The organism is Nocardia carnea, assembly GCF_029868325.1.
Taxonomy (GTDB): domain Bacteria; phylum Actinomycetota; class Actinomycetes; order Mycobacteriales; family Mycobacteriaceae; genus Nocardia; species Nocardia carnea_C.
Genome location: NZ_JARWNW010000244.1, coordinates 1 through 22,419 on the forward strand (window position 1 = coordinate 1; position 22,419 = coordinate 22,419).

Consider the following 22,419-nt stretch of genomic DNA (forward strand, 5'->3'; position numbering starts at 1 on the left):
CCGCAACCGGGTTGACCCCGCCGTCACCGAGGCGCTACGCGCGGTCGGACTGGAGGATGTGGGCGCCACCCCGGCCGGGGATCTGTCGCTGGGCCGGCAGAAACTGGCCGGTGTCGCGCGGGCCCTCGTCGGCAACTGCCGAATCCTGCTGCTGGACGAACCCGCCGCCGGCCTCGACAGCCAGGAGAGCAGCGATTTCGCCGACCGGATCCGCGGTGTCGCCGAACGCGGCCCGGGAATACTGCTGATCGACCACGACATCTCGCTTGTTCTCGGCGTGTGCGACCGGATCTACGTTATGGAATTCGGCCGCATCATCTTCTCGGGAACACCGGCCGAGGCGCGGGTGGATCCGGCCGTGATCGCCGCCTATCTCGGCGCACCGAGGGAGCAGGCAGATGTCTGACGCTGTGCTGATCGCCGACGGCCTCGTCGCCGGTTACCACGGAATACCCGCGATCGACGGCATCGACCTCACGGTAGCGCCCGGTGAGGTCCTGACGCTGCTGGGCCCGAACGGCGCCGGGAAGACCACGACACTGCTCGCCCTGGCCGGACTGCTGCCGCTCATGGGCGGCCGGGCGGTAGTACTCGGCGCCCCGGTCGATCATCGGCGGCCGTACCGGACGGCGCGCCGGGGTATGCGGCTCGTCCCCGACGACCGCGGACTGTTCCCGCCTTTGACCGTCCAGGATCATCTACGTCTCGCCACGCCGAAACACGATCCGGCCCGGGAGAAAGCGGTGCTCGCCCGGTTCCCCGCACTGGCGGAGCTGCGCACGCGAAAGGCCGGGCTGCTGTCCGGCGGCGAACAACAGATGCTGGCGATCGCCGCGGCGCTGGTGTCACGTCCGAAGGTCCTCATGGTCGACGAGATGAGTCTCGGGCTGGCGCCGATGGTCGTCCAGAACATCCTGCCCGCGCTGCGCGAGCTGGCCCGCGCCGAAGGTACCGCGGTCCTGCTGGTGGAACAGCATGTCGACCTCGCGCTCGCCGTATCCGACCGTGCGATCGTGTTCAACCACGGCCGGATGGTGCTGTCCGGGTCGGCCGAACACCTACTCGCCGACCGGGAGAAGCTGACCGCGGCCTACTTCGACGGCGCCACGACATAGTGCCCGAGACCCGGTCCGGCAACTGTCCGCGGTCGAACCGGCTGTTCCCGCGGAGCATAGAAATCGCTACGCCGGAAGATCGTGAAGTGCGTAGCGGGCGTGGTATGCCTGTCTCCGGGTGTCGGCCCGGCACTCGGTACGCGTGGATCCGGAAAGGGCGGGCAGAACATGCCGCGGAGCAACGACCCACTCGCGGCGGCACCATGGGGGTCGCGGCTACTCGGGCGGGAGGAGGAAGCCGCGGGAGTTCGGCGGCTTCGTATCCAATTGCTGTTGACGGTGCCGATTGTGCTGGCGAACCTGGCCGGTGTATTCGTATCGATCACGCTGATCGGTTTCGTGCTGCCGGGGCCGTCCGTGTTCACCGAGAAGATGGTCCTGATCGACGCGGTCGCGGCTCCGGTGTACGCGGCCGTCGCCGTACTGATCGGAGTGTGGTGGGGCACCGCCCGGGGGCTCGGCGCACTGGGCTGGGCACGCGCCCCCGATCCGGGCCCCCCCGTGGCCCCGCCGGCCGCCGCCGCGGGGGGGCCGCGACGGCTGGTGCGTATGCAGGCGTTGCTGTGGTTCGGGGGAGTGGTGGTGCTCACGCTGCTGGCCGGAGTCGCCGACCCCGGGTTGATCCCCAAAGTGGCGTTCGGCATCACGTTCAGCGCGATCGTGGTCTGTGCCAGTACCTATCTGATCATCGAGTTCGCGTTGCGTCCGGTGACCTCGCGGGTGCTGTCGGCGAGAAGCTCGCGTGCCCGCAGCGGAATCGGTGTCTTCGGGCGCTCGCTGTTGATGTGGCTGGTCGGTTCGGGTCTGCCGGTGGCGGGTCTGATGCTGGTGGCGGTGGTCGCCCTGACCACCGACGATGTGAGCATCACCCGGCTCGCGGTATGCGTCCTGTCGCTCGGCGGTGCGGCCCTCGTGATCGGCTTCCTGCTGATGACCCAGACACTGGCCGCGACCGTCGCCCCGATCAGTGGTGTCCGCCGGGCGATGCGGGAGGTGGAGCGGGGCGAATTCGATCTCACGCTCGCGGTCTACGACGGCACCGAACTGGGTGAACTACAGAGCGGGTTCAACAATATGGTCGGCGGCCTCCGCGAACGAGAAGAGATCAGGGACCTGTTCGGCAGGCATGTCGGGCGTGAGGTCGCCAACGCCGCACTGGCCGGCAAGCCCGTGCTCGGCGGTGCCGAGGTCGAGGCCGCGGCACTGTTCATCGATATCGTCGGCTCCACCACCATGGCCGCGACCCTGACCGCACCCGAGATGGTCGCGATCCTCAACCGGTTCTTCGACGTGGTGGTGGACGAGGTGGAAAAGCACGGCGGCCTGCTCAACAAATTCGAAGGCGACGCGGCACTGGCCGTATTCGGCACACCCGCCCAGCTGTCCGACGCCGCAGGCGCGGCATTGGCATGTGGCCGCGCCATCCGCGCCAGGCTCGATACCGCCGGCACGGAATTCGAGGCGGCGATCGGCATCGCCGAGGGCCGGGTCGTCGCGGGCAATGTCGGCGCCCGGCAGCGCTACGAATTCACGGTGATCGGTGACGCCGTCAACGAAGCCGCCCGGCTCTGCGAACTGGCCAAACAGGATTCCCTGCTGCTCACCTCGGCCAGAACGGTCACCGCGGCCGCGGCCACCGAAGCCGGGCACTGGCAGCTCGGCGAATCGGTGACCCTACGCGGCCGGCTCAATCCGACCCGGCTCGCCCGCCCCGTTCAGCGGGCTCCGACGGTGTCGAGCTGAACCGTGGCCGCGATGGCATCGGCCAGCTCCGCGCCCTTGGTTTCGAAATGCCGCGTGAAGTACGTCAGATGCTCGCTGTGCTCGTGGAAGTGATGCGGAGTGAGGACCGCCGAGAACACCGGGACATCGGCCTCGAGCTGGATCCGCATGAGCGCATCCACCACGGTGGAGGCGACGAAATCGTGCCGGTAGATACCGCCGTCGACCACCAGGGCGCAGCCGGCGAGCGCGGCGTACCGGCCGGTGGCGGCCAGCCGTTTGATACGCAGCGGGATCTCGAACGCCCCGGGCACTGTGATCACATCGACCTCGGTGAGCCCGTGCCCGGCGAGCCCGGACCGGCAGGATTCCACCGCCCGGTCGACAATATCGGCGTGCCAGCGCGCGGCGACGAGAGCGATGCGGTTCGAGGTGGGCGACATAATTACTCCTCTTCGCTATGTCACCCAGGGCATGGCAACGCGAACAGGAGCGGCCCGTGCCCGGGCACTCCGCTGCCGCGTTCTCTTTCATCCGGACTGTGACCGTCGGCTCCGGGATCGCACCGGAATCTGCTCGACCCACCACGGGTGGTGGCGCTCGCGGGCTCGTGCCTCCGGATCGGCCCGGATGCCATTACCGCCGGTGGGGAATTCCACCCCGCCCTGAGAACGTGTACAGCGCGGACTCTAACAACACCCGGCGGTCGCGGTGACGGCGCCCTCCGGTATGCCTGGACTGTCGGAAGGACGCATATGGGTTCCACCCTTTTCGCGGTAGCGTTGCCGCTCGCGCTCGGGATCGTGATGTTCGGCCTGGGGCTGACCTTGACGACCGACGACTTCACCCGGGTCGTGAGGTACCCGAAAACCGCGGTGATCGCGCTGGTCTGTCAGCTCGTCGTCCTGCCACTGATTTGTTTCGGCCTGATACACCTGTTCGGTCTGGACGGAGTGCTCGCGGTCGGAATGATGCTGCTGGTCGCGTCACCCGGGGGCACCTCGGCGAACCTGTTCAGCCATATCGCCGGCGGCAACGTCGCCCTGAACATCACGCTGACGGCGATCAACTCTGTGCTCGCCGTGGTCACGTTGCCCCTCGTGGTCGCCGTCTCCTATGCGGTGTTCCTGGACGACAGCGCGGCGATCGTCTTCCATCCCGCGAAGTTCGTTCAGGTCTTCGCCCTGGTCCTGGTCCCGGTGGCGGTGGGTATGTGGGTGCGCCGACGCTACCCGGATTGGGCGGGCCGGCGGCAGTCCGCCGTGAAGATCGCGGCCGCCGGTGTACTCGTGTTCGTCGTGGCCGCCGCGCTGCTGTCCGAATTCGATACCGTCACCGGTCATTTCGGCGATCTGGGGCTGATCGCCCTGCTTCTCTGTGTCTGCAGCCTGCTCGTCGGCTATCTGGTGCCCCGGGCCTTCGGGGTGGCACCCGCCGACGCCGTGGCCGCCGGAATGGAGATCGGCGTGCACAATGCCGCGCTGGCCATCACGATCGCGACCACCGTGCTCGGCAACCAAACGATGGCCGTGCCGGCCGGCCTGTACGGATTCCTCATGAACATTCCCGCGTCGATCGCCGCCGTCCTGTTCGCCAGATCCCACCGTGCCCGCCGTGCCTCGGTGCCTGCTGGGGTTGCGCCTCCTCGATAGGCTCGTATCCGAGTTCACGGTGCGTGATGATCGGCGCCGGACAAGTCGAACTCGGCAGAGTGGATACTCGGTTCCGTGGTAACACTCCTCGGAACCGGTGCAGGAGGTGGGCTGTGGAATACGGTGTCTCGACTTTCGTGACCGATGACGGTATCGGCCCGGCGGTGCTGGGCCGAGCATTGGAAGAGCGCGGATTGGGTTCGCTGTTCCTGGCCGAGCATTCGCATATCCCGGTGGAGCGCCTCTCGCCGTGGCCAGGTGGCGGCGAACTGCCCCGCCACTACTACCGGACCTTCGACCCGTTCGTTGCTCTGGCCGCGGCCGCGGCGGTCACCGAACGACTGCGCGTCGGCACCGGTATCGCGCTCGTCGTGCAACGCGACCCGATCCACCTGGCCAAAGAGGTCGCCACCCTCGACCGGGTGTCGAATGGGCGCGCCGTCCTCGGTGTGGGCGCCGGCTGGAACCGCGAGGAAATGCGCAACCACGGCACCGACCCGAAAACCCGGATGCGGCTGCTGCGCGAACGCGTGCTGGCGATAAAGGCCCTCTGGACCCAGGACGAAGCGGAATACCACGGCGAATTCGTCGATTTCGACCCCGTGTTCTCCTACCCCAAACCGGTCCGCACACCCCACCCGCCGGTCCTCGTCGGAGGCGCGGGTCCGACCACCTTCGACCGTGTCCTCGACTTCGGTGACGGCTGGATGCCCCTCTACGGCCGCGGCACCGACAACCTCCCGGCCCGGATCACCGAACTACGCGAACGGGCGAATCGCCCTCTGCAGGTCACCATGTTCGGTGTCCCGCCCGAACCCGGAATCGTCGCCGAACTGGCCGCGGCCGGGGTCGACGAGGCACTGTTCAATCTGCCCACCGAACCCGAGCCCGAAAGCCTGCGCCGCCTCGACCGGTTTGCCGAACTGATCTGATTGCCGCAGATATGTGGGGGGCGAGCTCAGGACAATCGACCATCCGCAGCCAGCGATGCGGAGTCGGGAGAACGTTCACCGAGCTGTCCGCCGAGGCGGTCGGTCGACGCCGGGGCTCAGCGCTTCTTCGGTCGGTAGGCGCGGCCGAAGCTGCGTGGGCTGTGGTCGTAGATTTCGACCAGTTCCCAGTCGATCCGGCGCCCGCCGGGGACGTCGAAGATCCGGGTACCGTCGCCGAGAAAGACCGGGGCGACGAAAACCTGCAATTCGTCGATGAGGTCGTGTTCGAGTGCCTGGCGGGCGATATCGGCGCTGATGATCTGGATGTCCCGGTCGCCGGCGATTTCCTGGGCGCGGCGGATGGCTTCCCGGATATCGCAGTTCAGCGCGAGCACGGATGGATCGCCGGCCAGTTCCTCCGGACGGTGCGTGAGGATGATCTCTGTCCCCGACCAGGCGCCGCCGTAGGCCTTGGAGGTCAGTTCGTCGCGTTCATCGCGCTGGGCGATCGCCGCGTCGTAGCCGGCCCGGCCGGAAATGATCACGCCGACCGGGGCGGCCATCTGCTCAGTGGCACCGGTAGGAGCGGGTTCCGCGGCGGAAAGCCAGCTCATATCGTGCCCCGGTCCGGCGATGAAACCATCGATCGAACTTGTGAAACTCCAGGCGACCTTGCCCATATCCGCTCCTGTGCCCCGCGCCGACTGTCCGGAGGACGTCGAGGGGCGCGCGCCGCCGGCTCGGAAAGCTGGCCTTCCCCATATACGGACGATACGGCGACGCCGGACTCATCGGTGTGGTCATGTCAGATCGAGCAGTATTTTGCCGACCGCGCGTCCGTGCGCAACTTCCTGGAGTGCCGCCCTCGCCTGTTCGAGGGGGAATACGGCGCCGATATGGGGGGAGACCCGGCCGGAGGTCAGCAGGCCGGTGAGTTCCAGTTCGTTGCGGGCGAATTCGCCGGGATCGATATCCCGGAACTGGAAGCCGAGGATTCGTAAACCTTTCACCAGCACCAGGTTCAGCGGGATGCGGGGAACGGTCCCGGAGGCGTAGCCGATGGTGACGAAACGTCCGCCCCGGCCCAGCGAACGCAGGGCGGGTTCGGACAGGGCGCCACCGACCGGGTCGAGGACCGCGGCGGCACCGTCGGGTACGGCGGAGCGGAGTTGTTCGCGCAGCGTGCCGTCGCGGTGGTCGATCAGGTGGGTCGCGCCGTAGGACCGGGCGGTGGCCAGTTTGGCGGCCGAGCCCGCCACCGCGACCACTTCCGCACCGAGCGCGACCGCCAGCTGCACGGCCGCCAGCCCCACACCGCCGCCCGCGCCGAGCACGATCACGGTCTCGCCCGGGCCGACCCGGGCCACCGATCGTAATGAGTGATAGGCGGTGCGGTAGGCGACACCGAATGCGGCCGCCGTGTGATCGTCCACGCCGTCCGGGATCGGCGTGAGATTCGCGGCGGGGGAGAGGATCTGGTCGGCGAAAGCGCCGTAGAGGCCCGTGCCGGTGACGCGGTCCCCGACCGTGCGGCCCTCGCAACCGGGACCCAAGGTGACGATCTCCCCGGCGAACTCACTACCGGGAACGAACGGCGGCGGTACAGCGATCTGGTACTTGCCGCCGATCAACAGGACATCCGGGAAATTCACGGCCGCGGCGCGCACCCGTACCCGTGCCTGCCCCTCTCCGGGCACGGGTACGGACCGCTGCTCGATTCGCAGGACGTCCGGTGTCCCGTACTCCGGACAGACCACCGCACGGACGGTTACTTCCCCTGCCACACCGGCTCTCGCTTCTCCATGAAAGCCATCGCGCCCTCCTTGGCGTCGGCGCTGGCGAACACCACACCCTGCCAGTGCCGCAACCGTTCGGCGGCCTTGCCGGGGTCGGTGACCGACAACCGCACGAGTTCCTTACACGCCGCGACGCCCAACGGTCCGTTGGCGGCGATCCGTTCGGCGAACGCGATCGCGGTATCGAGTACCTGGTCCGCAGGTGTCACCGCATTGAACAGGCCGATCTCGTAGCCGCGGGCCGCGGTGAAATAGTCGCCGGTCAATGTGAGTTGCAGGGCGATCCCGAGGGGTATCCGCTCGGCGATATAGGTGCCGCCGCCACCGGGGAACAGGCCGCGCTGCACCTCCGGCAGCCCGAATTTCGCGGTGTCGGCGGCGACGATCAGATCGCAGCCCAGCAGTAGTTCCAGGCCGCCACCGACCGCGGTGCCGTTGGCGGCGCCGATGACCGGGACCTCCACCTTGCCGCGGGTAAGGCGCTGGAAGGCACGGTTCTCCGGGGTATCGCCGAACCCCACGTCTTCACCGCCGGAGAACGCCCGCAGATCCATACCGGAGCAGAACGCCTTATCGCCGGCGGCGGTGAGTACCAGTGCCCGGGTCCCGGGATCTTTTTCGGCCGCCAGTACGGTGGCGCCGATTCCGGCGATGAGGTTCCCGTTCAGCGCATTACGGGCCTGCGGCCGGTTCAGGGTGAGAACGGTGACCGCACCGCGGGATTCGACCAGGAATTCGTCATCGCTCATGCTGTGTCGATCGGTTGTGACCGAGGACCCTCCGTGGTTACGTTCCGCTGCCGCCTCCGGGCCTGACTCGTTCATGACGTGTACTCCGTTGTTTCGGCGAGTTCGGCGGCCGACCGCATGAGTTCGGGGACGATCGGGCCGAAGGATTGCAGTTTCACATCATCGCCCGCCCGCTGGAAACCCTGTTCCAGCACGATGGCGAGTTTCCATTTGGCGAGCACCAGGTAGTAGTCGAGATCATCGACCTGGCGTCCGGACACCTCCGCATAGTGCGCCACCACCTGATCACGCGAGGGCATATCGCGCATATCCACGTACCCGGAATCATCCGGTGCGGAGGTGTCGGCGGGCCAGCTCTGCACCATCCACGCCAGATCCAGTTTCGGATCGCCGACGGTGCCCATCTCCCAGTCCACGATCGCCGCCAGCCGGGCGGGTGCGCCGTCGCGGTACATGACGTTGGCGAACTGGTAGTCGCCGTGCATGAGACCCGGGCGGTAATCCAGTGGACGGTGTGCGCGCAGCCAGCGGGTCGCGGTGTCCATCCCGTCGAGTTCGCGGCCTTTGATCCGGTCGAAGAAGCCGGTCCACCGGGCGACCTGGCGTTCGTGGAAGCCGTCCGGCCGGCCCAGGTCGTGCAGGCCCCGGTCGCGCCAATCCACGGTGGACAGCAGGGCGATACCCTCGGCCAGCTGGTAGGCCAGGCCGGCGCGGGCGGCGGGGTCGGTATCGAAGGGCGCCGGCCAGACCCGGCGATGGTCCATCGGCGACCAGCCGTCCACGAAACCCATCAGGTAGAAGGTGCGGCCGAGCACGGCGGTATCGGTGCAGACGGCGACGGCGGGAGTATGCGGTACATCGGTGCCGTCCAGGGCTTCGATGATCCGCCATTCCCGCAGGATGCCCTTGTCCCGGTCGGCGGGTGCGTGTACCGGCGGTATGCGCAGTACGCACCGGTGCTCACCGCGGGTGATCTCGTAGATCTCGTTCTGCGTACCGCCGGACAGCAGCCGGGTCTGCAGCGGTTCGCCTTTGCCCGGAAGCCCGGACTCGTCCATCCAATTCGCCAGTGGCGCAAAGTCGATCACAGGTTCTCCGCCTCGGTGTCCAGGTATTCGGCGTACTTGGCGCGGGCCGCCGCGAGCCGCCGGGGAATCCATTCGGTCGGCCAGTCGTCGTCGCTGGGCCGGTAGTCGCGCAGCACCTGTTTGGCGACGGTCATCTTGTGCACCTCGGTGGGCCCGTCGGCCAGCCCCATCACCCCGGCGCCGTGGATCATGGTGAAGAACGGCATCTCGTTGGTGGTGCCGAGGGCACCGTGGACCTGCATGGCCCGCCAGGCGATATCGTGCAGGACGGTCGGCATCACGACCTTCACCGCGGCGATATCCTTGCGAACCTTCTTGTAGTCGTTGTACTTGTCGATCTCCCACGCCGTGTGCAGTACCAGCAGCCGGAACTGTTTCAGCTGGGCGTAGGAATCGGCGATATAGCCTTGGACGAATTGTTTATCCGAAAGCCGGCTGCCTGCGGTTTCCCGGCTCAGCGCGCGTTCGCACATCATATCGACGGCCTTCTGGGCGAGTCCGATCGTGCGCATGGCGTGATGGATCCGCCCGCCCCCGAGCCGGGTCTGGGCGATGACGAACGCCTGGCCTTCCCCGCCGAGCAGCGATTCGGCGGGGACCCGGACATTGTTGTAGTGGATGAGTGCGTGCGAGCCGTCGTTCAGCGGTTCGCCGGCCAGTCCGATATTGCGTTCGATCTCGATACCGGGGGTGTCGGCGGGCACCAGGAACATCGACATCCCCTTGTAGGGGCTGACGTCGGGATTCGTTACCGCCATGACGATCAGGAACGATGCGGTACGGGCGTTGGAGGAGAAGAACTTCCGGCCGTTGATCACCCAGTCGTCGCCGTCGCGTTCGGCGCGGGTGCGGAACAGGGTGGGATCCGCGCCCGCATGCGGTTCGGTCATCGAATAGCAGGAGAACAGTTCGCCGTCGAGCAGCGGCTGCAGGTACCGCTGTTTCTGGGCTTCGGTGCCGTAGTGGGCGATGATCTCGGCATTACCGGTATCGGGGGCCTGGCAGCCGAAAATTATAGGCGCCCAGGAACTACGGCCCAGGATCTCGTTGAGCAGCGCCAATTTCAGCTGCCCGTATCCCTGACCACCCAGTTCCGGGCCGAGGTGGGTCGCCCACAGGCCTTGTTCGCGCACACGCTGTTTGAGCGGATCTATCGCCGCTCGGCGGGCACCCTCGAGGGGGACGAATTGTTGATGCGGCCACACCAGATCCAGGGGTTCGACCTCGTCCCGGACGAAGGTATCGGCCCAGTCCAGCTTTGCCTGGAAGTCGGGTTCGGTCTCGAAATCCCATGCCATTTGCGGCTCCTCTCGTTCGGTGAGAATATCCTTCTTGTGGACAAGAATGCAATTCTTCCGGAGTCTGGGCTGGTCGGGCGGATCGCCCGGAAGGCGGTGGCCGGGCGGGAGGCCGAATACGCCGGCGAGATCCGCCGGCTCCTCGATGCCGCGCTCGATCAGGTGCGGCGGGGTGGTCCGAATACCCGCCCCAGGGTCGCCGATATCGTCGCCGCCGCCGGGCTGTCCAACGACGCCTTCTATCGCCATTTCCGGTCGAAGGATGCGCTGATGGCGGCCGTGCTGGCGGACGGCGTGGAACGGCTCGCGGACTACGTCGCGCACCGGATGTCGAAGGAAACGGGTCCGCAGCGGCGGGTGCGGACCTGGGTGGCGGCGATCCTGGCGCAGGCGGAACCGGCGAGCGCGGCCGATACCCGGGCGGTGCTGTGTCAGACCGGGGCGCTCGGCGTGGACCTGGTGTCGGGGCAGGCCGGTTCGGCGCCGCAACGACTCGCGGTCCTGCTGTACGAGCCGTTCGAAGAGCTCGGGGTGCGGGGGCCGGAGTTCTGTGCGGGGTTGGTGGCCTACGCGATCGTCGGCAAGTTGTCGGAGTATCTGTGGTCGAACACCGAGCCGACATCGGAGGAAGTCGAGCGATTGGCCGAATTCTGTCTCTCGGTGGCCGCCGCCGAAGCTCGATAGCGGTCTACCGCAACCAGGTAAACATTGCAATCCTTGTTAGGATTGACGTAATGTACGCCCATGGACTTCACCATGGGGGCGGCCGCCGGGGAGCTCCGCGGCGAGCTACGCCGGTTGATCGCCGACGAGGTCCCCGCCGGCTATCTGGGTGCCTTCACCGATGATCCCGCGGATCTCGGAGTCGCTCAGCGCTTCTGCGCCACTCTGGCCGAACGCGGTCTGCTGTGCCTGGCCTGGCCGCAGGAGTTCGGCGGGCGCGGTGCCTCGATCTGGGAACAGACCGTGGTGCGCGAGGAGATGTGGGCGCAGCACGAACCGCGCGGCGCGCAATATATGGGTGTGAACTGGGTCGGGCCGACCATCATGCGGCACGGAACGCCCGAACAGCAGCGCAAACATCTCCCGCCGATCGCCCGCGGGGAGGTCATCTGGTGTCAGGGATTCAGTGAGCCCGAGGCCGGTTCCGATCTCGCCTCGCTGCGCACCACCGCCCGGCGCGACGGTGACGGCTGGTCCATCTCGGGGCAGAAGATCTGGACCTCCTACGCCACCATGGCGCAATGGTGTTTCCTGTTGGCACGCACCTCGCACGAAGGACGTAAACAGCAGGGGCTCACGGTTTTCCTGCTGCCGATGTCCGATCCGGGAATCACCGTCCGGCCGATCGACGCAATGCTCGGGCCGCATCACCTCAACGAAGTGTTCTTCGACGGCGTCCGGGCGACCGAGGCCGATGTGCTGGGTGAAGTGGACAACGGATGGTCGGTGGTTCAGGAGGTGCTGGCCTTCGAGCGGGTCGGTATCGCCCGCTACGCCCGCTGTGAACGGCTTCTGCACACCGCGCCCGGAGTTCTCGGTGAACAGTGGGACGAAATCCCGGAGACTTTGCGTGGCCGCTGGGCGCGCATGCTGATGCGCTGCCGCCGGGCCCGGCTGCTGGCCTACCAGGTGCTCTCGCTGCAGAATTCGGGCACGGTCGCGCCGGGCGACGCGGCGGCCTATCGGATCGCGGTGACCCGGCTCGATCAGGAAAGCGCCGAAGTGCTGGTGGAACTGGCCGCGACCGTACCCGGCGATACGGATGACAGGCGCCGGTTCCAGCGCGCCGTTCACGACCACTGGCGCTACGCCAATGCCGCCACCGTGGCCTCCGGCAGTATCGAGGTGCAGCGCATCCTGCTGGCCCGGGAACTGCTCGCAGACCCGGCCAGGGGTACCGGCGCGGGACGGCCGGGCCGGGCGGTGTCCGAGCGCGCGAACAACCGCGGGCCGGTGACCGGGCAGGTCCGGTCGTGACAGGTTCACCCGCCGCGGCAGCCGACCCCACGGCGCGTGGTGGCGGTTTCGTGGTGGAGTGCCGCGGCGAGCCGGTGGCTTGTGCCGTGGCCGGTCGGGCCAGCGGCGCCGGATTCGTGGCGAGACTGTGCGATGAGCAGACGGCATACGGTGCGCTGGCTGGTCGGGACCCGGGTTCCGGGTCCGGGCGATCGACCCGGCATCGGCATCGGCACCGGGTCCGGGTCCGGGTCCGTGGTGTGACCGAAGATCGTTCGCGGGCCGAGCGGGCGCGGACGACGCAGGAGGACGCGCGAGCTGCCCACAACCGGCAGGGCTACCGCGTCCGGCGGAGGAGGACAGCGTGAGTACACCCAGTCGGCGGGATACGCGCTCCGGTGCCCCCGGGGCCGGGGGCGCAACGATCGATGGCCACCGCGTTTCGGCGCGGGAAGACAACGAGCTGCGGCTCGAATTATCTGCGGAGGCCGAGGAATTCGGCCGTGCGGTGGTGCGGGCGCTCGGCGCGGCAGGGGGCGATGAACTCGTACAGCGGGCGGAACGGGCACCGGGCAGCCGCGGCGAGAGGGTGGAGCCGGTGCTCGGTGAGCTCGGTGTCTGGGATCTGGCGCCGCGGCGTGATCCGGTGGAGTTGGAGGCGGCCGCGGCGGTGTGCCGGGCGGGCGGGTACTGGGCGGCTCCGTACCCGGTGGCGGAACGGCTGGCGCGGCCGGATGAGCCGGGATACGACGGGTTGATCGTGGTTGCCGGGCCGGAACCCGCAGGCCCGGTGCTGGGCACCGACCTCCGGTGGGCGACCGTGTCCATGGCGGGGGAGCTCGGGGTGGCGACCCCGTCCGGGACTTCGCAATCCGCGCGGGAGTCGGCGTTCGTCGTCCCGCTGACCATCCGGCCCCTGGCAGGGGACGGCACCGCGGACCTCGCGCTCGCCCTGACCCTCCCGTGCTGGACCCTGCTGGGCATGCTGGCCCGGGCCCTCGAGCTGACCCGGGCCCATGTGCGGATCCGGGAGCAGTTCGGGCGGCCCCTGGCCGAATTCCAGGGTGTGCAGTTCCAGCTCACCGAGGCCGAGGTCGAGCGGCGGGGAGTCGACCTGCTCGCCCGGTACGCCCTGTGGAGCATCCAATCCGGGCGTCCCGACGCGCTCGGCGATGCCCTCGCCTTACGCCTGGCCGCGATCGAGGCGGCCGATATCGTGTTCCGGGTGGCACATCAGCTGCACGGGGCGGCCGGGTTCTGCGATGAGACCACGCTGTCCTGGCTGTCGCGCTACAGTCTTCCGTTGCGGCGCCTGCCGTTCGCCGCCGTCGGCACCGAGCAGGCGCTGACCGGCCGGATCGGCCGCCGCGGGCTGGCGGGCCTGTTCTCCGACCCGATGGGGGTGTGAGACCTATGCGATACGACCTGCCGGAGGCCCTCACCGTCACCGGTGCCGGACCGATCCGCACCGTCACCATCAACCGGCCGGCCGAGCTGAACGCGGTGAACGCCGACCTGCATCGGGCGCTGGCGCAGGTGTGGCGGCAGCTGGCGGCCGATACCGAAGCGCGGGTGGTGATCCTGACCGGGGCGGGCCGGGCGTTCAGCGCCGGCGGCGACCTGGACTGGATCACCTCGTTCCTCGACGATCCGGTGGCCCGCGACGAGAGTATCCGCGAAGGCGCGGAGATCATCGAGGAACTGCTGCGCTGCCCGCTGCCGGTGATCGCCGCGGTCAACGGCCCGGCGGTCGGGCTGGGTGCCAGTATCGCGATCCTCTGCGATATCGTCCTCATCTCCGAGGGCGCCCATCTCGCCGACCCGCATGTGGCGGTCGGGCTGGTGGCCGGCGACGGCGGTGCCGCGTTCTGGCCGCTGCTGACCCCGATTCTGCGCACCCGCGAATACCTATACACCGGTGACCGGATCGATGCCGCCACGGCGGTGGAACTCGGGCTGGCCAGCCGGATGGTGGCCGCCGCCGATCTGCTCCCGGCCGCGAACCGTCTCGCCGAACGCCTGGCGAAACAACCGCAGAACGCGCTGAGTAGCACCAAACGGGTGGTGAACATGTATCTCTCGCAGGCCCTGGCCGGTCCGCTGCAAGCCGGATTCGCGGCCGAGGTGGTCACTATGCAATCCGCGGAACACCGGGAGCGCCTCGAAGCTCTGCGCGAACGGGCGCGGCGATAACGTGGGCGCCGAAACCTCCACCGATCTCGCGGATTTCCGCGCCACCGTGCGGGATTGGTGCCGCACGCACGTGCCGGCCGAATGGCGCACCGCCCAGACCGGCGCCACCGACGCCGAATTCGTCGACTTCCAGCAGGCCTGGTTCCAGGAACTGCGTACCGCCGGCTACGCCGTCCCGCACTGGCCCCGCGAATACGGCGGCGGTATGCCGATCCCCGAACAGATCGTCCTGTACCAGGAACTCGCGGCGCACGACGCCCCCCGGCTGGTGCTGGCGTTCGTCGCCATCCACCACACGGCCGCCACCCTGCTCGCCGGCGGCACCGCGGAGCAACGCAAACGGCATCTGCCCGCGATCCTCGACGGCGAACTCTGGGCGCAGGGATTCTCCGAACCGGGCGCGGGCTCCGATCTGGCCGCCCTGCGCACCGCGGCCCGGCGCGACGGCGACGATTACCTGGTCACCGGCCAGAAGGTATGGGCCAGCGGCGCCCAATACGCCGACTGGTGCCTGCTGCTGGCCCGGACCGACCCGGAGGCCCCCAAACGTCAAGGCATCTCTTATTTCCTGATGGATATGCGCAGCCCAGGGGTCGAAGTCAGGCCCATCCGGCAGGCCACCGGTGAATCGCATTTCTGCGAGATCTTCCTCGACGACGTGCGGATTCCCGCCGCGAACCTGCTCGGCGCCGAGAACCGCGGCTGGCAGCTGGCGCAACAGACCCTCGGTGCCGAACGCGGTCTCACCATGCTGGAACTCGCGGAACGCCTCGGTAATGCGGGGTTCGGCTGGTTGGTCGGGGAATGCCGCAAACCCGGCGCCCTCGGCCGGTCCGCCCTCGACGATCCCCGGACGACCGACCGGCTGGCCCGGCTGGAAACCGAGCTGACCGGCCTCCGCGCACTCTGCCGCGATCTGGTCGAACGCCACGACGCCGGCACCGCCGGCCCCGCCGACGCCTCCATCGTCAAGCTGTACTACAGCGAACTCTTGCAGCGGATGACCGATTTCGGTGCCGAAATCAGTGGGCTGCCCGGCCAGACCGTCCTGCGCAAGCCGATGTCGGGCGGCTGGGAATCCGGCGCCTGGGTCCTGGATTTCGTCGGCTCCTGGGAATGGACGATCCCCGGTGGCAGTAGCGAAATCCAGCGCACGATCATCGGTGAACGCGGACTGGGCCTGCCCAGGGAACCGGCGGGAGCATGATGAGCGACGATTTCGCCGAATTCCACGACGAACTGCGCACCGTGGCGCGGGAACTGCTCGGTAAGACCGGCGATGCGGCGGTCGAATGGTCCGCGGTGGCCCGCGCGGGGTGGACGGGGCTCGAGGTGCCGGACGAATTCGACGGCACAGCAGCAACATTCACCGAAACCGCGATCCTGCTGGAAGAGATCGGCCGGGCGGCGGCCCGCACCCCGTATCCCGCCGTCGCCGCGGCGGGTATCGGTGCCCTCTGCTTACTGGAACCGACTACCCGCCGCGACGTCGTACTGTGCGAAACCGTCGCGGGAACTGCTCGCCCCGTGGCGGTACTCGCGGGAAATATGGTGCCGGCGGCCGGCGGCGAAACGGCTTGTGCCGGCACCGGAGGCATAGTACCCGCCTTCGAATTGGTCCAAACCGGTAAGGCGATCCTGCTATCAGGGTCGGCGGATTTCGTCCTCTACGCCCCAGCGGCCACGGTATTGCTGATTCCTGCCCGGGCCGCCGACGGTGCCCTCGGTGTCGCCCTGGTCGAACCCGGTGCCGCGGGACTGGAGATCACCGAGCTTCCGGTGGTCGACGAAACCCGCTCACTCGGCAAGGTCACCGCCCTGGGCGTGGCCCTGGCGAAGCAATCGTTCGTCCCGTTCGCGCCCGGCGCACCGCACCCCCTGCGCCTTCTCTACGACCGCGCCGTCCTCGCGGTGGCCTGCGACAGCCTGGGTCTCGCGGCCGCCATGCTGGATGCGACCGTCGGCTATACCCGGGTCCGTGAACAGTTCGGCCGCCCCATCGGTTCCTTCCAAGCGGTAAAACACGCCTGTGCCGACATGCTGGTGGAGTTGACCATCGCCCGCCAACTGGTCACCGCCGCCTCGACCGCCGTGGTCACCGGCGCCCCGGACAGCAGCCGGGCGGTGAGCATGGCGAAAGCATTCACCGGTGAAGCCGCGGTCCGGATCGCCGGTGCCGCGATGCAGCTGCACGGCGGAATCGGTTACACCTGGGAAAGCGGAGTCCACCGCTACCTCAAACGCGCCACCCTCAACCGATCCCTGTACGGCTCTCCCGCCGACCACCGCCGCGAACTCGGCGCTCGTTATCGGTGACCTCGCCGGAAACGACAACACAGGGTGCCGATAACACGCCGCCCACTGGACCCGGTTCACCGTGGCCTCGGTCGGCACCCGGACGACCGGCGATGTCCCCCGACCGACGCGCAGAGGGCCGGGGGACAACCTGTCCGGTTCAGCCGACCGGGGTGCCGTCCCAGGAGACGAGCCGCCAGCCCTTATCCGGGGTGCCCTTCACAACCACGCGGCTGGTGTTCTGCAACGGGTCGTTCTGCAGCTTGCTCAGGTCGGGGTCGGAGACGGAGAGCATTGTCCAGATCATGATGGCACCGCCGTGCGAGAAGATCATCGGACGCTTGCTGCCGCGGTTCTGGATATCCCGGATGGAGTCGTCCATGCGCTTCTTGAACTCGTGACCGTTGATCGAGCCGGGGATGCGGGCGTCCAGATTGCCCTGGATCCACTGGATCGGTGCTTCGAAGTAGCCTTGGCCGGCCTCGTGCTCCGGTTTGCCCTCGTAGATGCCGGCCTCGATTTCGTGGAGACCCGGCTCGACAGTTACTGGGCTGTCACACTGGTCCGAGGTCGGCTGCGCCGTCTGCTGGGTCCGGATCATCTTCGATGCGTAGATACCGTCGAATTTGCAATCGGACAGGAACCCGGCAACCGCTTCCGCTTGGGCCCAGCCCTTGTCGGTCAGTTCGGGGCCGGGGGTGGATGTGTCGATCAGGCCGGAAGCATTGCCCGCCGATTCGCCGTGGCGGATGAAGGTGAGGAACATTTCACCGGTCTGCGGTGCGGCGACGGCGTTGCCGCCGCCGGCTACGAGAATCGCTGTCGCCGCGATGACCGCTCCGATCATCGCGGACAGGCGGGATTTGATCAGATTCACAGGGACTCCTCCAGGAGACATACGGGCCACGCCGGAACGTAGGAGTGGCCAGAACCGGGACGCTAAGGGCAGCGCGAGAGAATCCCAAGATCCCTGTCCCACTGAATGACATTCCGGGTACTCGAGCGGACCGCAGCGAGTTACTCGCCCCCGGGCTGTACCGCAGCCCGGCGACGATCCAGCCGGAGCGATCGGTGTCGGACGGGAACGATCCGCACCTGTCAGACGACGATGCGCAGCGGTTGTTCGAGCCGTCCCTTCAAGCCGGCCAGGAACTGTGCGGCGACGGCCCCGTCGATTGCACGGTGATCAGCGGACATGGTGACGCGGAGTATCTTCCGGCCGGCCACCTGACCGCCGTGCGAGCGTAATTCGTCTGTGATCGCGCCGACGGCCAGGATGGCGGCCTCGGGCGGGTTGATCACGGCGGTGAAGTGCTCGATACCGAACATACCCAGGTTGGAGAGGGTGAACGTGGCGCCCGCCATTTCGCCGGGGCCCAGTGTGCGGTCCCGTGCGCGTGCGGCTTTGTCGCCGGACTCCGCGGCGATCTCGGATACGCTCTTGCGATCGGCGTCGCGGATCACCGGAACCATCAGGCCCGCCGGTGTCGCCACCGCGATCCCGAGGTGCACCCCGCGATGCCGCCACAGCTTGTCACCGGCGAAGGAGACATTGACGGCCGGATGCGCCCGCAGGGTCGCGGCGACAGCCTTGACCAGCAGATCGTTGATGCTCACCTTGCCCGCGTCCGTTTCCGCGAGCGTCGTGTTGAGCCGGGTGCGGAATTCCAGCAGGTCGGTCACATCGATAGCGCTGGTCAGGTAGATATGTGGTGCCTGCTGCTTGCTTTCGGTGAGGCGTCGGGCCGAGATCCGCTGGATGGTGGTCAGCGCCACCTCGTCGGCGTCGAGGCCCGCCGGCGCGGCCGTCTCGGATTCACCGGCCGCCGGCGCGACCACCGGCTCGGACACACCTGCTCGGCCCGCGGCTTCGACGTCTCGGCGGACAACACGTCCGTGCGGCCCCGTACCGGCCACAGTGGCGATATCGATGCCGAGCTCACGCGCGACCTTGCGGGCCAGCGGAGAGGACTTCGTCCGTGCACCGGTCTCGCCCGCGGGCACGTCGGCACCTCCACCGGGCCGGCCGTCCCCGGTACCGGCCTGCGGTGCCGAAGTGCCCGATGTACCGGCGCGGGCCGGAATCTGTGTGTGTGCTGTTGTCCCGCTTCCGTCGCCGACCACGGCGATCGGTTCGCCGATGGGCACGCGGGCACCCGCCTCGAAGATGATTCGTTCGAGCACGCCGTCGTCGTAGGCCTCGAGTTCCATGAGCGCCTTGTCGGTTTCGATCTCGGCGAGCACATCGCCGCGGGTCACCCGGTCGCCGACCTGCTTGAGCCACGCGGAGATGACGCCGTCCTCCATGGTGTCGGACAGCCGTGGCATCGTGATTTCAGGCATTTCTCGTCCTCCGGTTCCGGTCTCAGCGTCGCGTGCCCACGGCCGCGAGTGTTTCCACCGCGGCGGTGTACAGCGAATCGGCGGACGGCAGCGCGAGCCGTTCCAGCGGCTTGGCGTAGGGCAGGGGTATCTCGGCCATGGCGACCCGGCGTACGGGCGCATCGAGATAGTCGAAGGCGCCGTCGGAGAGGGAAGCGGCGATTTCGGCGCCGATCCCGTAGGTGAGCCAGTCGTCTTCGCCGATCACGGCGCAGCCGGTTCTGCGTACGGAATCGACGAGGGTGGTGCGGTCCAGCGGGCGCAGGCTGCGCAGATCGATCACCTCGGCCGAGATCCCTTCGCCTGCGAGGCGTTCGGCGACCTGGGTGCATACCGTCGCCATCCGCGAGTAGCCGATCAGCGTGATATCGCTGCCCGGACGGGTGATGGCCGCCTTGCCGATCTCCGCGACCACATGATCGTCCGGAACTTCCCCCTTGGTGTTGTACAGCGCGAGGTTCTCCAGGAAGAGCACCGGATCGTCATCCGCGATGGCGGCTTTGAGCAGCGCCCGCGCATCGGCCGGCGTACTCGGCGCGACCACCTTCAGGCCGGGGACGAACGCGTAGTACAGCTCGATGTTCTGTGAATGGGTCGCCCCCAGCTGCTGGCCACCCCCGCCCGGGGTGCGGATGACCATCGGAACGCTGGTCTGCCCGCCGAACATGCCGTAGATCTTGGCCGCGTGGTTGACGATCTGGTCCAGCGCCAGCAGCGAGAAGTTGATCGTCATCAGCTCCACCACCGGGCGCAGACCGAGCATCGCGGCCCCGATGGCCGCGCCGACGAATCCCTCCTCGGCGATCGGAGTATCGCGAACCCGCTTTTCGCCGAATTCGGCCAGCAGCCCGGCGGTGATCTTGTAGGAGCCTTCGAAGATGCCGATTTCCTCCCCGATGAGGAACACGTCTTCATCGCGACGCATCTCCTCCCGAAGAGTTTCGCGCAGCGCTTCGCGGTAGGTCATGAGTGCCACAGGGAAGTCCTTGTCAGGCGAAAAGCGGGTCGGCGGGCAGGCGGCGGCAGTCGTGCGCCACCGGCGTCGCATAGGTGTAGTCGAACAGGCTCGACGGCTCCGGATCCGGACTCGCCTCCGCGAATTCGACCGCGGCGGCCACCCCCGCGGCCACCTCGGCTTCGATATCGGAGAGCGACTGCTCGGTGAGCACACCCGCGTCCAGCAGCCGGCGCTGCCAGCGGGTGATCGGATCGTGGTCGCGCGCGATCGAGACATCCTCCCCTGTACGGTATTTCGCGGGGTCCACCACCGAATGCCCCTTGAGGCGATAGCTGGTCGTCTCCAGCAGCGCCGGCCGGCCTTCGCGCCGAGCCGTTTCGATCAGCTCGCTCGCCATATCCCGGACGGCGAGTACGTCGGTACCGTCCACTCGTTCACCCCGCATCCGATACGCGGCGCCGCGTTTCCACAGATCGGGCTCGGCGGAGGAGTTCTCGACGGTGGTGCCCATACCGGTCTGGTTGTTGATCACCAGGAAGACGATCGGCAGACGCCACAGCGCCGCGATATTCAGCGATTCGTGGAACGCGCCGATATTCGTGGTCCCCTCGCCCATCTGGCACACCACCACATCGGTGCCGCCGCGGTAGTCGATGGCGAGCGCGGCCCCGACGGCCAGCGGGATCTGGCCGCCCACGATGCCGTAGCCGCCGAGCAGACGTGTCGCGGTGTCGTACATATGCATCGAACCGCCCCAGCCCTTGGAGGTGCCGGTGGAACGGCCGTAGAGTTCGGCCATCACGCGGCCCGGCTCGATCCCTTTGGCCAGCGCGTACCCGTGCTCCCGGTAGTTGGTGAACAGGTAGTCGGTGGGGCGCATCGCCGCACCCATGCCGACGACGGTGGCCTCCTCACCCAGGTTGAGATGGCAGTAGCCGCCGATCTTCGCTTGCTGGTAGCTCTGCGCGGCGCGTTCTTCGAAACGGCGCACGAACAGCATGTCGCTGAACAGGCTGCGCAGGGTGTTCGGATCCTCCGCGGCGATCCGGCGGTCGATCGCGTCGATTCCACCGGCCTCGACGGCCGCCGCGGTACCGCCGGCCGGATTCGCGGTCGTGGCGGGTTCGGCCGGGGCTTGCGGTCCGGCCGGGCGGGTTGTCTTGCGGGACGTGGCGCTGGTCGTCACGAGCTCTCCTCAACGCTTCCGGGCGGGGGCGATATGTACCGGCAGGCCGAGCCCGCTCAGGGCTGCCTCCATACCGATCTCGCCGAATGTGGGGTGGGCATGGATGGTGCCGGCGAGCTCGTCCAGCGTCGCCTCCAGCGAAATCGCCAGCGCACCCTCCGCGATGAGGTCACTGGCCGACGGGCCGATGATGTGCACTCCGAGGACCTCGTGGTGCCGCGCTCCGGCGATGATCTTCACGAACCCCTCGGTATCGCCGAATGTCTTGGCGCGGCCCAGCGCCGAGAACGGGAACTTGGCGGTGACGATCTCGTGCCCGGCGGCGCGGGCGGCATCCTCGGTCAGGCCCACCCCGGCGACCTCGGGATGGGTGAAGGTTGCCGCGGGAATCACGGTGTAGTCGATACGGGTATCGCGCCCGGCGATCACTTCGGCGGCGGTCATCCCCTGATGGGAGGCGACATGGGCGAGCAGTGCCTTTCCTGTGACGTCCCCGATCGCCCAGATATGCTCGACATTCGTCCGCAGCTGATCATCGACCCGGATGAAGCCGCGCGCGTCCGTCGCCACTCCGGCGGTATCCAGCCCGAGTCCGGTCGTATTCGGCCGGCGGCCCACGCCCACCAGCACCACATCGGCATCGAGATCGCGGGCCTGCCGGCCGTCGACGCTCACCCGTAACGAGCTCCCTGCCTGCGTGAGGGCCGTGACGGTCGATCCGGTCAGCACGGAGATATCGCGCTTGCCGAACGCGCGACCCAGCGCGATACCGATCTCCGCGTCCTCGGCGGGCACCAGCCGATCCTGTAGCTCCACCACGGTGACTTCGCTACCGAACGCCGCGAACAGGCCCGCCCATTCCACTCCTACGGCCGAACCGCCGACGACGACCAGTCGATCGGGTACCTCGGTCAGCCCGAACGCACCGTCGGAAGTGATGACGCCGGGCAGATCCGCGCCGGGAACCGGGAGCTGCACCGGAACGGATCCGGTGGCGACGAGTACATCGGTGGCACCGATCGTGGGGGGGGGGGGGGGGGGGGGGGGGGGGGGGGGGGGGGGGGCGGCGGGAGCGGGCGGTGACCGGCCGGGCG

Annotated in this window: 22 protein-coding genes and 1 riboswitch; of the genes, 11 read left to right on the top strand and 11 right to left on the bottom strand. The window is 68.0% G+C overall.

Features of this window, described 5'->3' with window-relative positions; genetic code table 11:
- The 3 genes from QH196_RS21515 to QH196_RS21525 all read left to right on the top strand — a co-directional run.
- Positions 1 to 406 (top strand): ATP-binding cassette domain-containing protein (locus tag QH196_RS21515; protein ID WP_280417615.1); only part of this gene is annotated, 406 nt, incomplete at its 5' end.
- The gene (locus tag QH196_RS21520) at positions 399 to 1,115 is read left to right on the top strand and encodes an ABC transporter ATP-binding protein (RefSeq protein ID WP_280417616.1); all 717 of its coding nucleotides are present in this window, start codon (positions 399 to 401) and stop codon (positions 1,113 to 1,115) included. The genes QH196_RS21515 and QH196_RS21520, both read left to right, overlap by 8 nt.
- Positions 1,116 to 1,283: 168 nt before the next feature.
- Positions 1,284 to 2,858 carry an adenylate/guanylate cyclase domain-containing protein gene (locus QH196_RS21525; protein ID WP_280417617.1) on the top strand — a complete coding sequence of 525 codons (1,575 nt, stop codon included), beginning with the start codon at positions 1,284 to 1,286 and terminating at the stop codon, positions 2,856 to 2,858.
- Here the strand turns inward: QH196_RS21525 and QH196_RS21530 are convergent.
- Positions 2,831 to 3,280, bottom strand: coding sequence for a 6,7-dimethyl-8-ribityllumazine synthase (locus tag QH196_RS21530; RefSeq protein WP_280417618.1), 450 nt, complete (start codon positions 3,278 to 3,280; stop codon positions 2,831 to 2,833). The two genes, QH196_RS21525 and QH196_RS21530, sit on opposite strands and share 28 nt — an antisense overlap.
- Positions 3,281 to 3,355: 75 nt before the next feature.
- A riboswitch (FMN riboswitch) is annotated at positions 3,356 to 3,514 on the bottom strand.
- Positions 3,515 to 3,592: 78 nt separating this feature from the next.
- On the opposite strand from QH196_RS21530, the gene QH196_RS21535 reads away from it, so the two are divergent.
- Positions 3,593 to 4,489 carry a bile acid:sodium symporter family protein gene (locus QH196_RS21535; protein ID WP_280417619.1) on the top strand — a complete coding sequence of 299 codons (897 nt, stop codon included), beginning with the start codon at positions 3,593 to 3,595 and terminating at the stop codon, positions 4,487 to 4,489.
- Between the two features lie 113 nt (positions 4,490 to 4,602).
- Complete coding sequence (locus tag QH196_RS21540; RefSeq protein ID WP_280417620.1) at positions 4,603 to 5,421, top strand: LLM class F420-dependent oxidoreductase; 819 nt, start codon at positions 4,603 to 4,605, stop codon at positions 5,419 to 5,421.
- A gap of 116 nt (positions 5,422 to 5,537) precedes the next feature.
- Here QH196_RS21540 and QH196_RS21545 read toward each other — a convergent pair whose 3' ends face one another.
- The 5 genes from QH196_RS21545 to QH196_RS21565 form a co-directional block, all read right to left on the bottom strand.
- Positions 5,538 to 6,101, bottom strand: a complete 564-nt coding sequence (locus tag QH196_RS21545) for a dihydrofolate reductase family protein (protein ID WP_280417621.1) — start codon at positions 6,099 to 6,101, stop codon at positions 5,538 to 5,540.
- Between the two features lie 120 nt (positions 6,102 to 6,221).
- Positions 6,222 to 7,205, bottom strand: a complete 984-nt coding sequence (locus tag QH196_RS21550) for an NADPH:quinone oxidoreductase family protein (RefSeq protein WP_280417622.1) — start codon at positions 7,203 to 7,205, stop codon at positions 6,222 to 6,224.
- The gene (locus tag QH196_RS21555; protein WP_280417623.1) at positions 7,190 to 7,966 is read right to left on the bottom strand and encodes an enoyl-CoA hydratase-related protein; all 777 of its coding nucleotides are present in this window, start codon (positions 7,964 to 7,966) and stop codon (positions 7,190 to 7,192) included. Before QH196_RS21555 ends, QH196_RS21550 begins: the two co-directional genes overlap by 16 nt.
- A 71-nt stretch (positions 7,967 to 8,037) precedes the next feature.
- The gene (locus tag QH196_RS21560) at positions 8,038 to 9,024 is read right to left on the bottom strand and encodes a phosphotransferase family protein (RefSeq protein WP_280417634.1); all 987 of its coding nucleotides are present in this window, start codon (positions 9,022 to 9,024) and stop codon (positions 8,038 to 8,040) included.
- A 26-nt stretch (positions 9,025 to 9,050) separates the two neighbouring features.
- A complete protein-coding gene (locus QH196_RS21565) occupies positions 9,051 to 10,352 on the bottom strand; it encodes an acyl-CoA dehydrogenase family protein (protein ID WP_280417624.1) in 1,302 nt (433 codons plus the stop codon).
- A 36-nt stretch (positions 10,353 to 10,388) separates the two neighbouring features.
- On the opposite strand from QH196_RS21565, the gene QH196_RS21570 reads away from it, so the two are divergent.
- From QH196_RS21570 to QH196_RS21595, 6 genes are all read left to right on the top strand, one after another.
- On the top strand, positions 10,389 to 11,036 hold the full coding sequence (locus QH196_RS21570; protein ID WP_280417625.1) for a TetR/AcrR family transcriptional regulator: 648 nt from the start codon (positions 10,389 to 10,391) through the stop codon (positions 11,034 to 11,036).
- A 60-nt stretch (positions 11,037 to 11,096) separates the two neighbouring features.
- The gene (locus QH196_RS21575) at positions 11,097 to 12,332 is read left to right on the top strand and encodes an acyl-CoA dehydrogenase family protein (protein ID WP_280417626.1); all 1,236 of its coding nucleotides are present in this window, start codon (positions 11,097 to 11,099) and stop codon (positions 12,330 to 12,332) included.
- Positions 12,333 to 12,774: 442 nt separating this feature from the next.
- Positions 12,775 to 13,719, top strand: coding sequence for an acyl-CoA dehydrogenase family protein (locus tag QH196_RS21580; protein ID WP_280417635.1), 945 nt, complete (start codon positions 12,775 to 12,777; stop codon positions 13,717 to 13,719).
- A 5-nt stretch (positions 13,720 to 13,724) separates the two neighbouring features.
- Positions 13,725 to 14,504, top strand: coding sequence for an enoyl-CoA hydratase/isomerase family protein (locus QH196_RS21585; RefSeq protein WP_280417627.1), 780 nt, complete (start codon positions 13,725 to 13,727; stop codon positions 14,502 to 14,504).
- 1 nt (position 14,505) lies between these two features.
- Positions 14,506 to 15,711 carry an acyl-CoA dehydrogenase family protein gene (locus tag QH196_RS21590; protein ID WP_280417628.1) on the top strand — a complete coding sequence of 402 codons (1,206 nt, stop codon included), beginning with the start codon at positions 14,506 to 14,508 and terminating at the stop codon, positions 15,709 to 15,711.
- Complete coding sequence (locus QH196_RS21595) at positions 15,708 to 16,820, top strand: acyl-CoA dehydrogenase family protein (RefSeq protein WP_280417629.1); 1,113 nt, start codon at positions 15,708 to 15,710, stop codon at positions 16,818 to 16,820. The genes QH196_RS21590 and QH196_RS21595 overlap by 4 nt, the downstream gene beginning before the upstream one ends.
- A 139-nt stretch (positions 16,821 to 16,959) precedes the next feature.
- Here the strand turns inward: QH196_RS21595 and QH196_RS21600 are convergent, their stop codons facing one another.
- The 5 genes from QH196_RS21600 to QH196_RS21620 form a co-directional block, all read right to left on the bottom strand.
- A complete protein-coding gene (locus QH196_RS21600; protein ID WP_280417630.1) occupies positions 16,960 to 17,676 on the bottom strand; it encodes a histidine phosphatase family protein in 717 nt (238 codons plus the stop codon).
- Positions 17,677 to 17,897: 221 nt separating this feature from the next.
- Positions 17,898 to 19,142 carry a dihydrolipoamide acetyltransferase family protein gene (locus tag QH196_RS21605; RefSeq protein WP_280417631.1) on the bottom strand — a complete coding sequence of 415 codons (1,245 nt, stop codon included), beginning with the start codon at positions 19,140 to 19,142 and terminating at the stop codon, positions 17,898 to 17,900.
- 22 nt (positions 19,143 to 19,164) lie between these two features.
- On the bottom strand, positions 19,165 to 20,148 hold the full coding sequence (locus tag QH196_RS21610) for an alpha-ketoacid dehydrogenase subunit beta (RefSeq protein WP_280417636.1): 984 nt from the start codon (positions 20,146 to 20,148) through the stop codon (positions 19,165 to 19,167).
- A 22-nt stretch (positions 20,149 to 20,170) separates the two neighbouring features.
- Positions 20,171 to 21,325 carry a pyruvate dehydrogenase (acetyl-transferring) E1 component subunit alpha gene (gene pdhA, locus QH196_RS21615; RefSeq protein ID WP_280417632.1) on the bottom strand — a complete coding sequence of 385 codons (1,155 nt, stop codon included), beginning with the start codon at positions 21,323 to 21,325 and terminating at the stop codon, positions 20,171 to 20,173.
- Between the two features lie 9 nt (positions 21,326 to 21,334).
- On the bottom strand, positions 21,335 to 22,345 hold the full coding sequence (locus QH196_RS21620) for a dihydrolipoyl dehydrogenase family protein (protein WP_432279529.1): 1,011 nt from the start codon (positions 22,343 to 22,345) through the stop codon (positions 21,335 to 21,337).
- Positions 22,346 to 22,419 lie beyond the last annotated feature (74 nt).

Bases quoted from the DNA above. Each gene is read 5' to 3' on its own strand.
- QH196_RS21520 (WP_280417616.1), top strand. From the start codon at position 399: ATGTCTGACGCTGTGCTGATCGCCGACGGCCTCGTCGCCGGTTACCAC.
- QH196_RS21525 (WP_280417617.1), top strand. From the start codon at position 1,284: ATGCCGCGGAGCAACGACCCACTCGCGGCGGCACCATGGGGGTCGCGG.
- QH196_RS21530 (WP_280417618.1), bottom strand. From the start codon at position 3,280: ATGTCGCCCACCTCGAACCGCATCGCTCTCGTCGCCGCGCGCTGGCAC.
- QH196_RS21535 (WP_280417619.1), top strand. From the start codon at position 3,593: ATGGGTTCCACCCTTTTCGCGGTAGCGTTGCCGCTCGCGCTCGGGATC.
- QH196_RS21545 (WP_280417621.1), bottom strand. From the start codon at position 6,101: ATGGGCAAGGTCGCCTGGAGTTTCACAAGTTCGATCGATGGTTTCATC.
- QH196_RS21555 (WP_280417623.1), bottom strand. From the start codon at position 7,966: ATGAGCGATGACGAATTCCTGGTCGAATCCCGCGGTGCGGTCACCGTT.
- QH196_RS21560 (WP_280417634.1), bottom strand. From the start codon at position 9,024: ATGGACGAGTCCGGGCTTCCGGGCAAAGGCGAACCGCTGCAGACCCGG.
- QH196_RS21565 (WP_280417624.1), bottom strand. From the start codon at position 10,352: ATGGCATGGGATTTCGAGACCGAACCCGACTTCCAGGCAAAGCTGGAC.
- QH196_RS21575 (WP_280417626.1), top strand. From the start codon at position 11,097: ATGGACTTCACCATGGGGGCGGCCGCCGGGGAGCTCCGCGGCGAGCTA.
- QH196_RS21585 (WP_280417627.1), top strand. From the start codon at position 13,725: ATGCGATACGACCTGCCGGAGGCCCTCACCGTCACCGGTGCCGGACCG.
- QH196_RS21595 (WP_280417629.1), top strand. From the start codon at position 15,708: ATGATGAGCGACGATTTCGCCGAATTCCACGACGAACTGCGCACCGTG.
- QH196_RS21605 (WP_280417631.1), bottom strand. From the start codon at position 19,142: ATGCCTGAAATCACGATGCCACGGCTGTCCGACACCATGGAGGACGGC.
- QH196_RS21610 (WP_280417636.1), bottom strand. From the start codon at position 20,148: ATGACCTACCGCGAAGCGCTGCGCGAAACTCTTCGGGAGGAGATGCGT.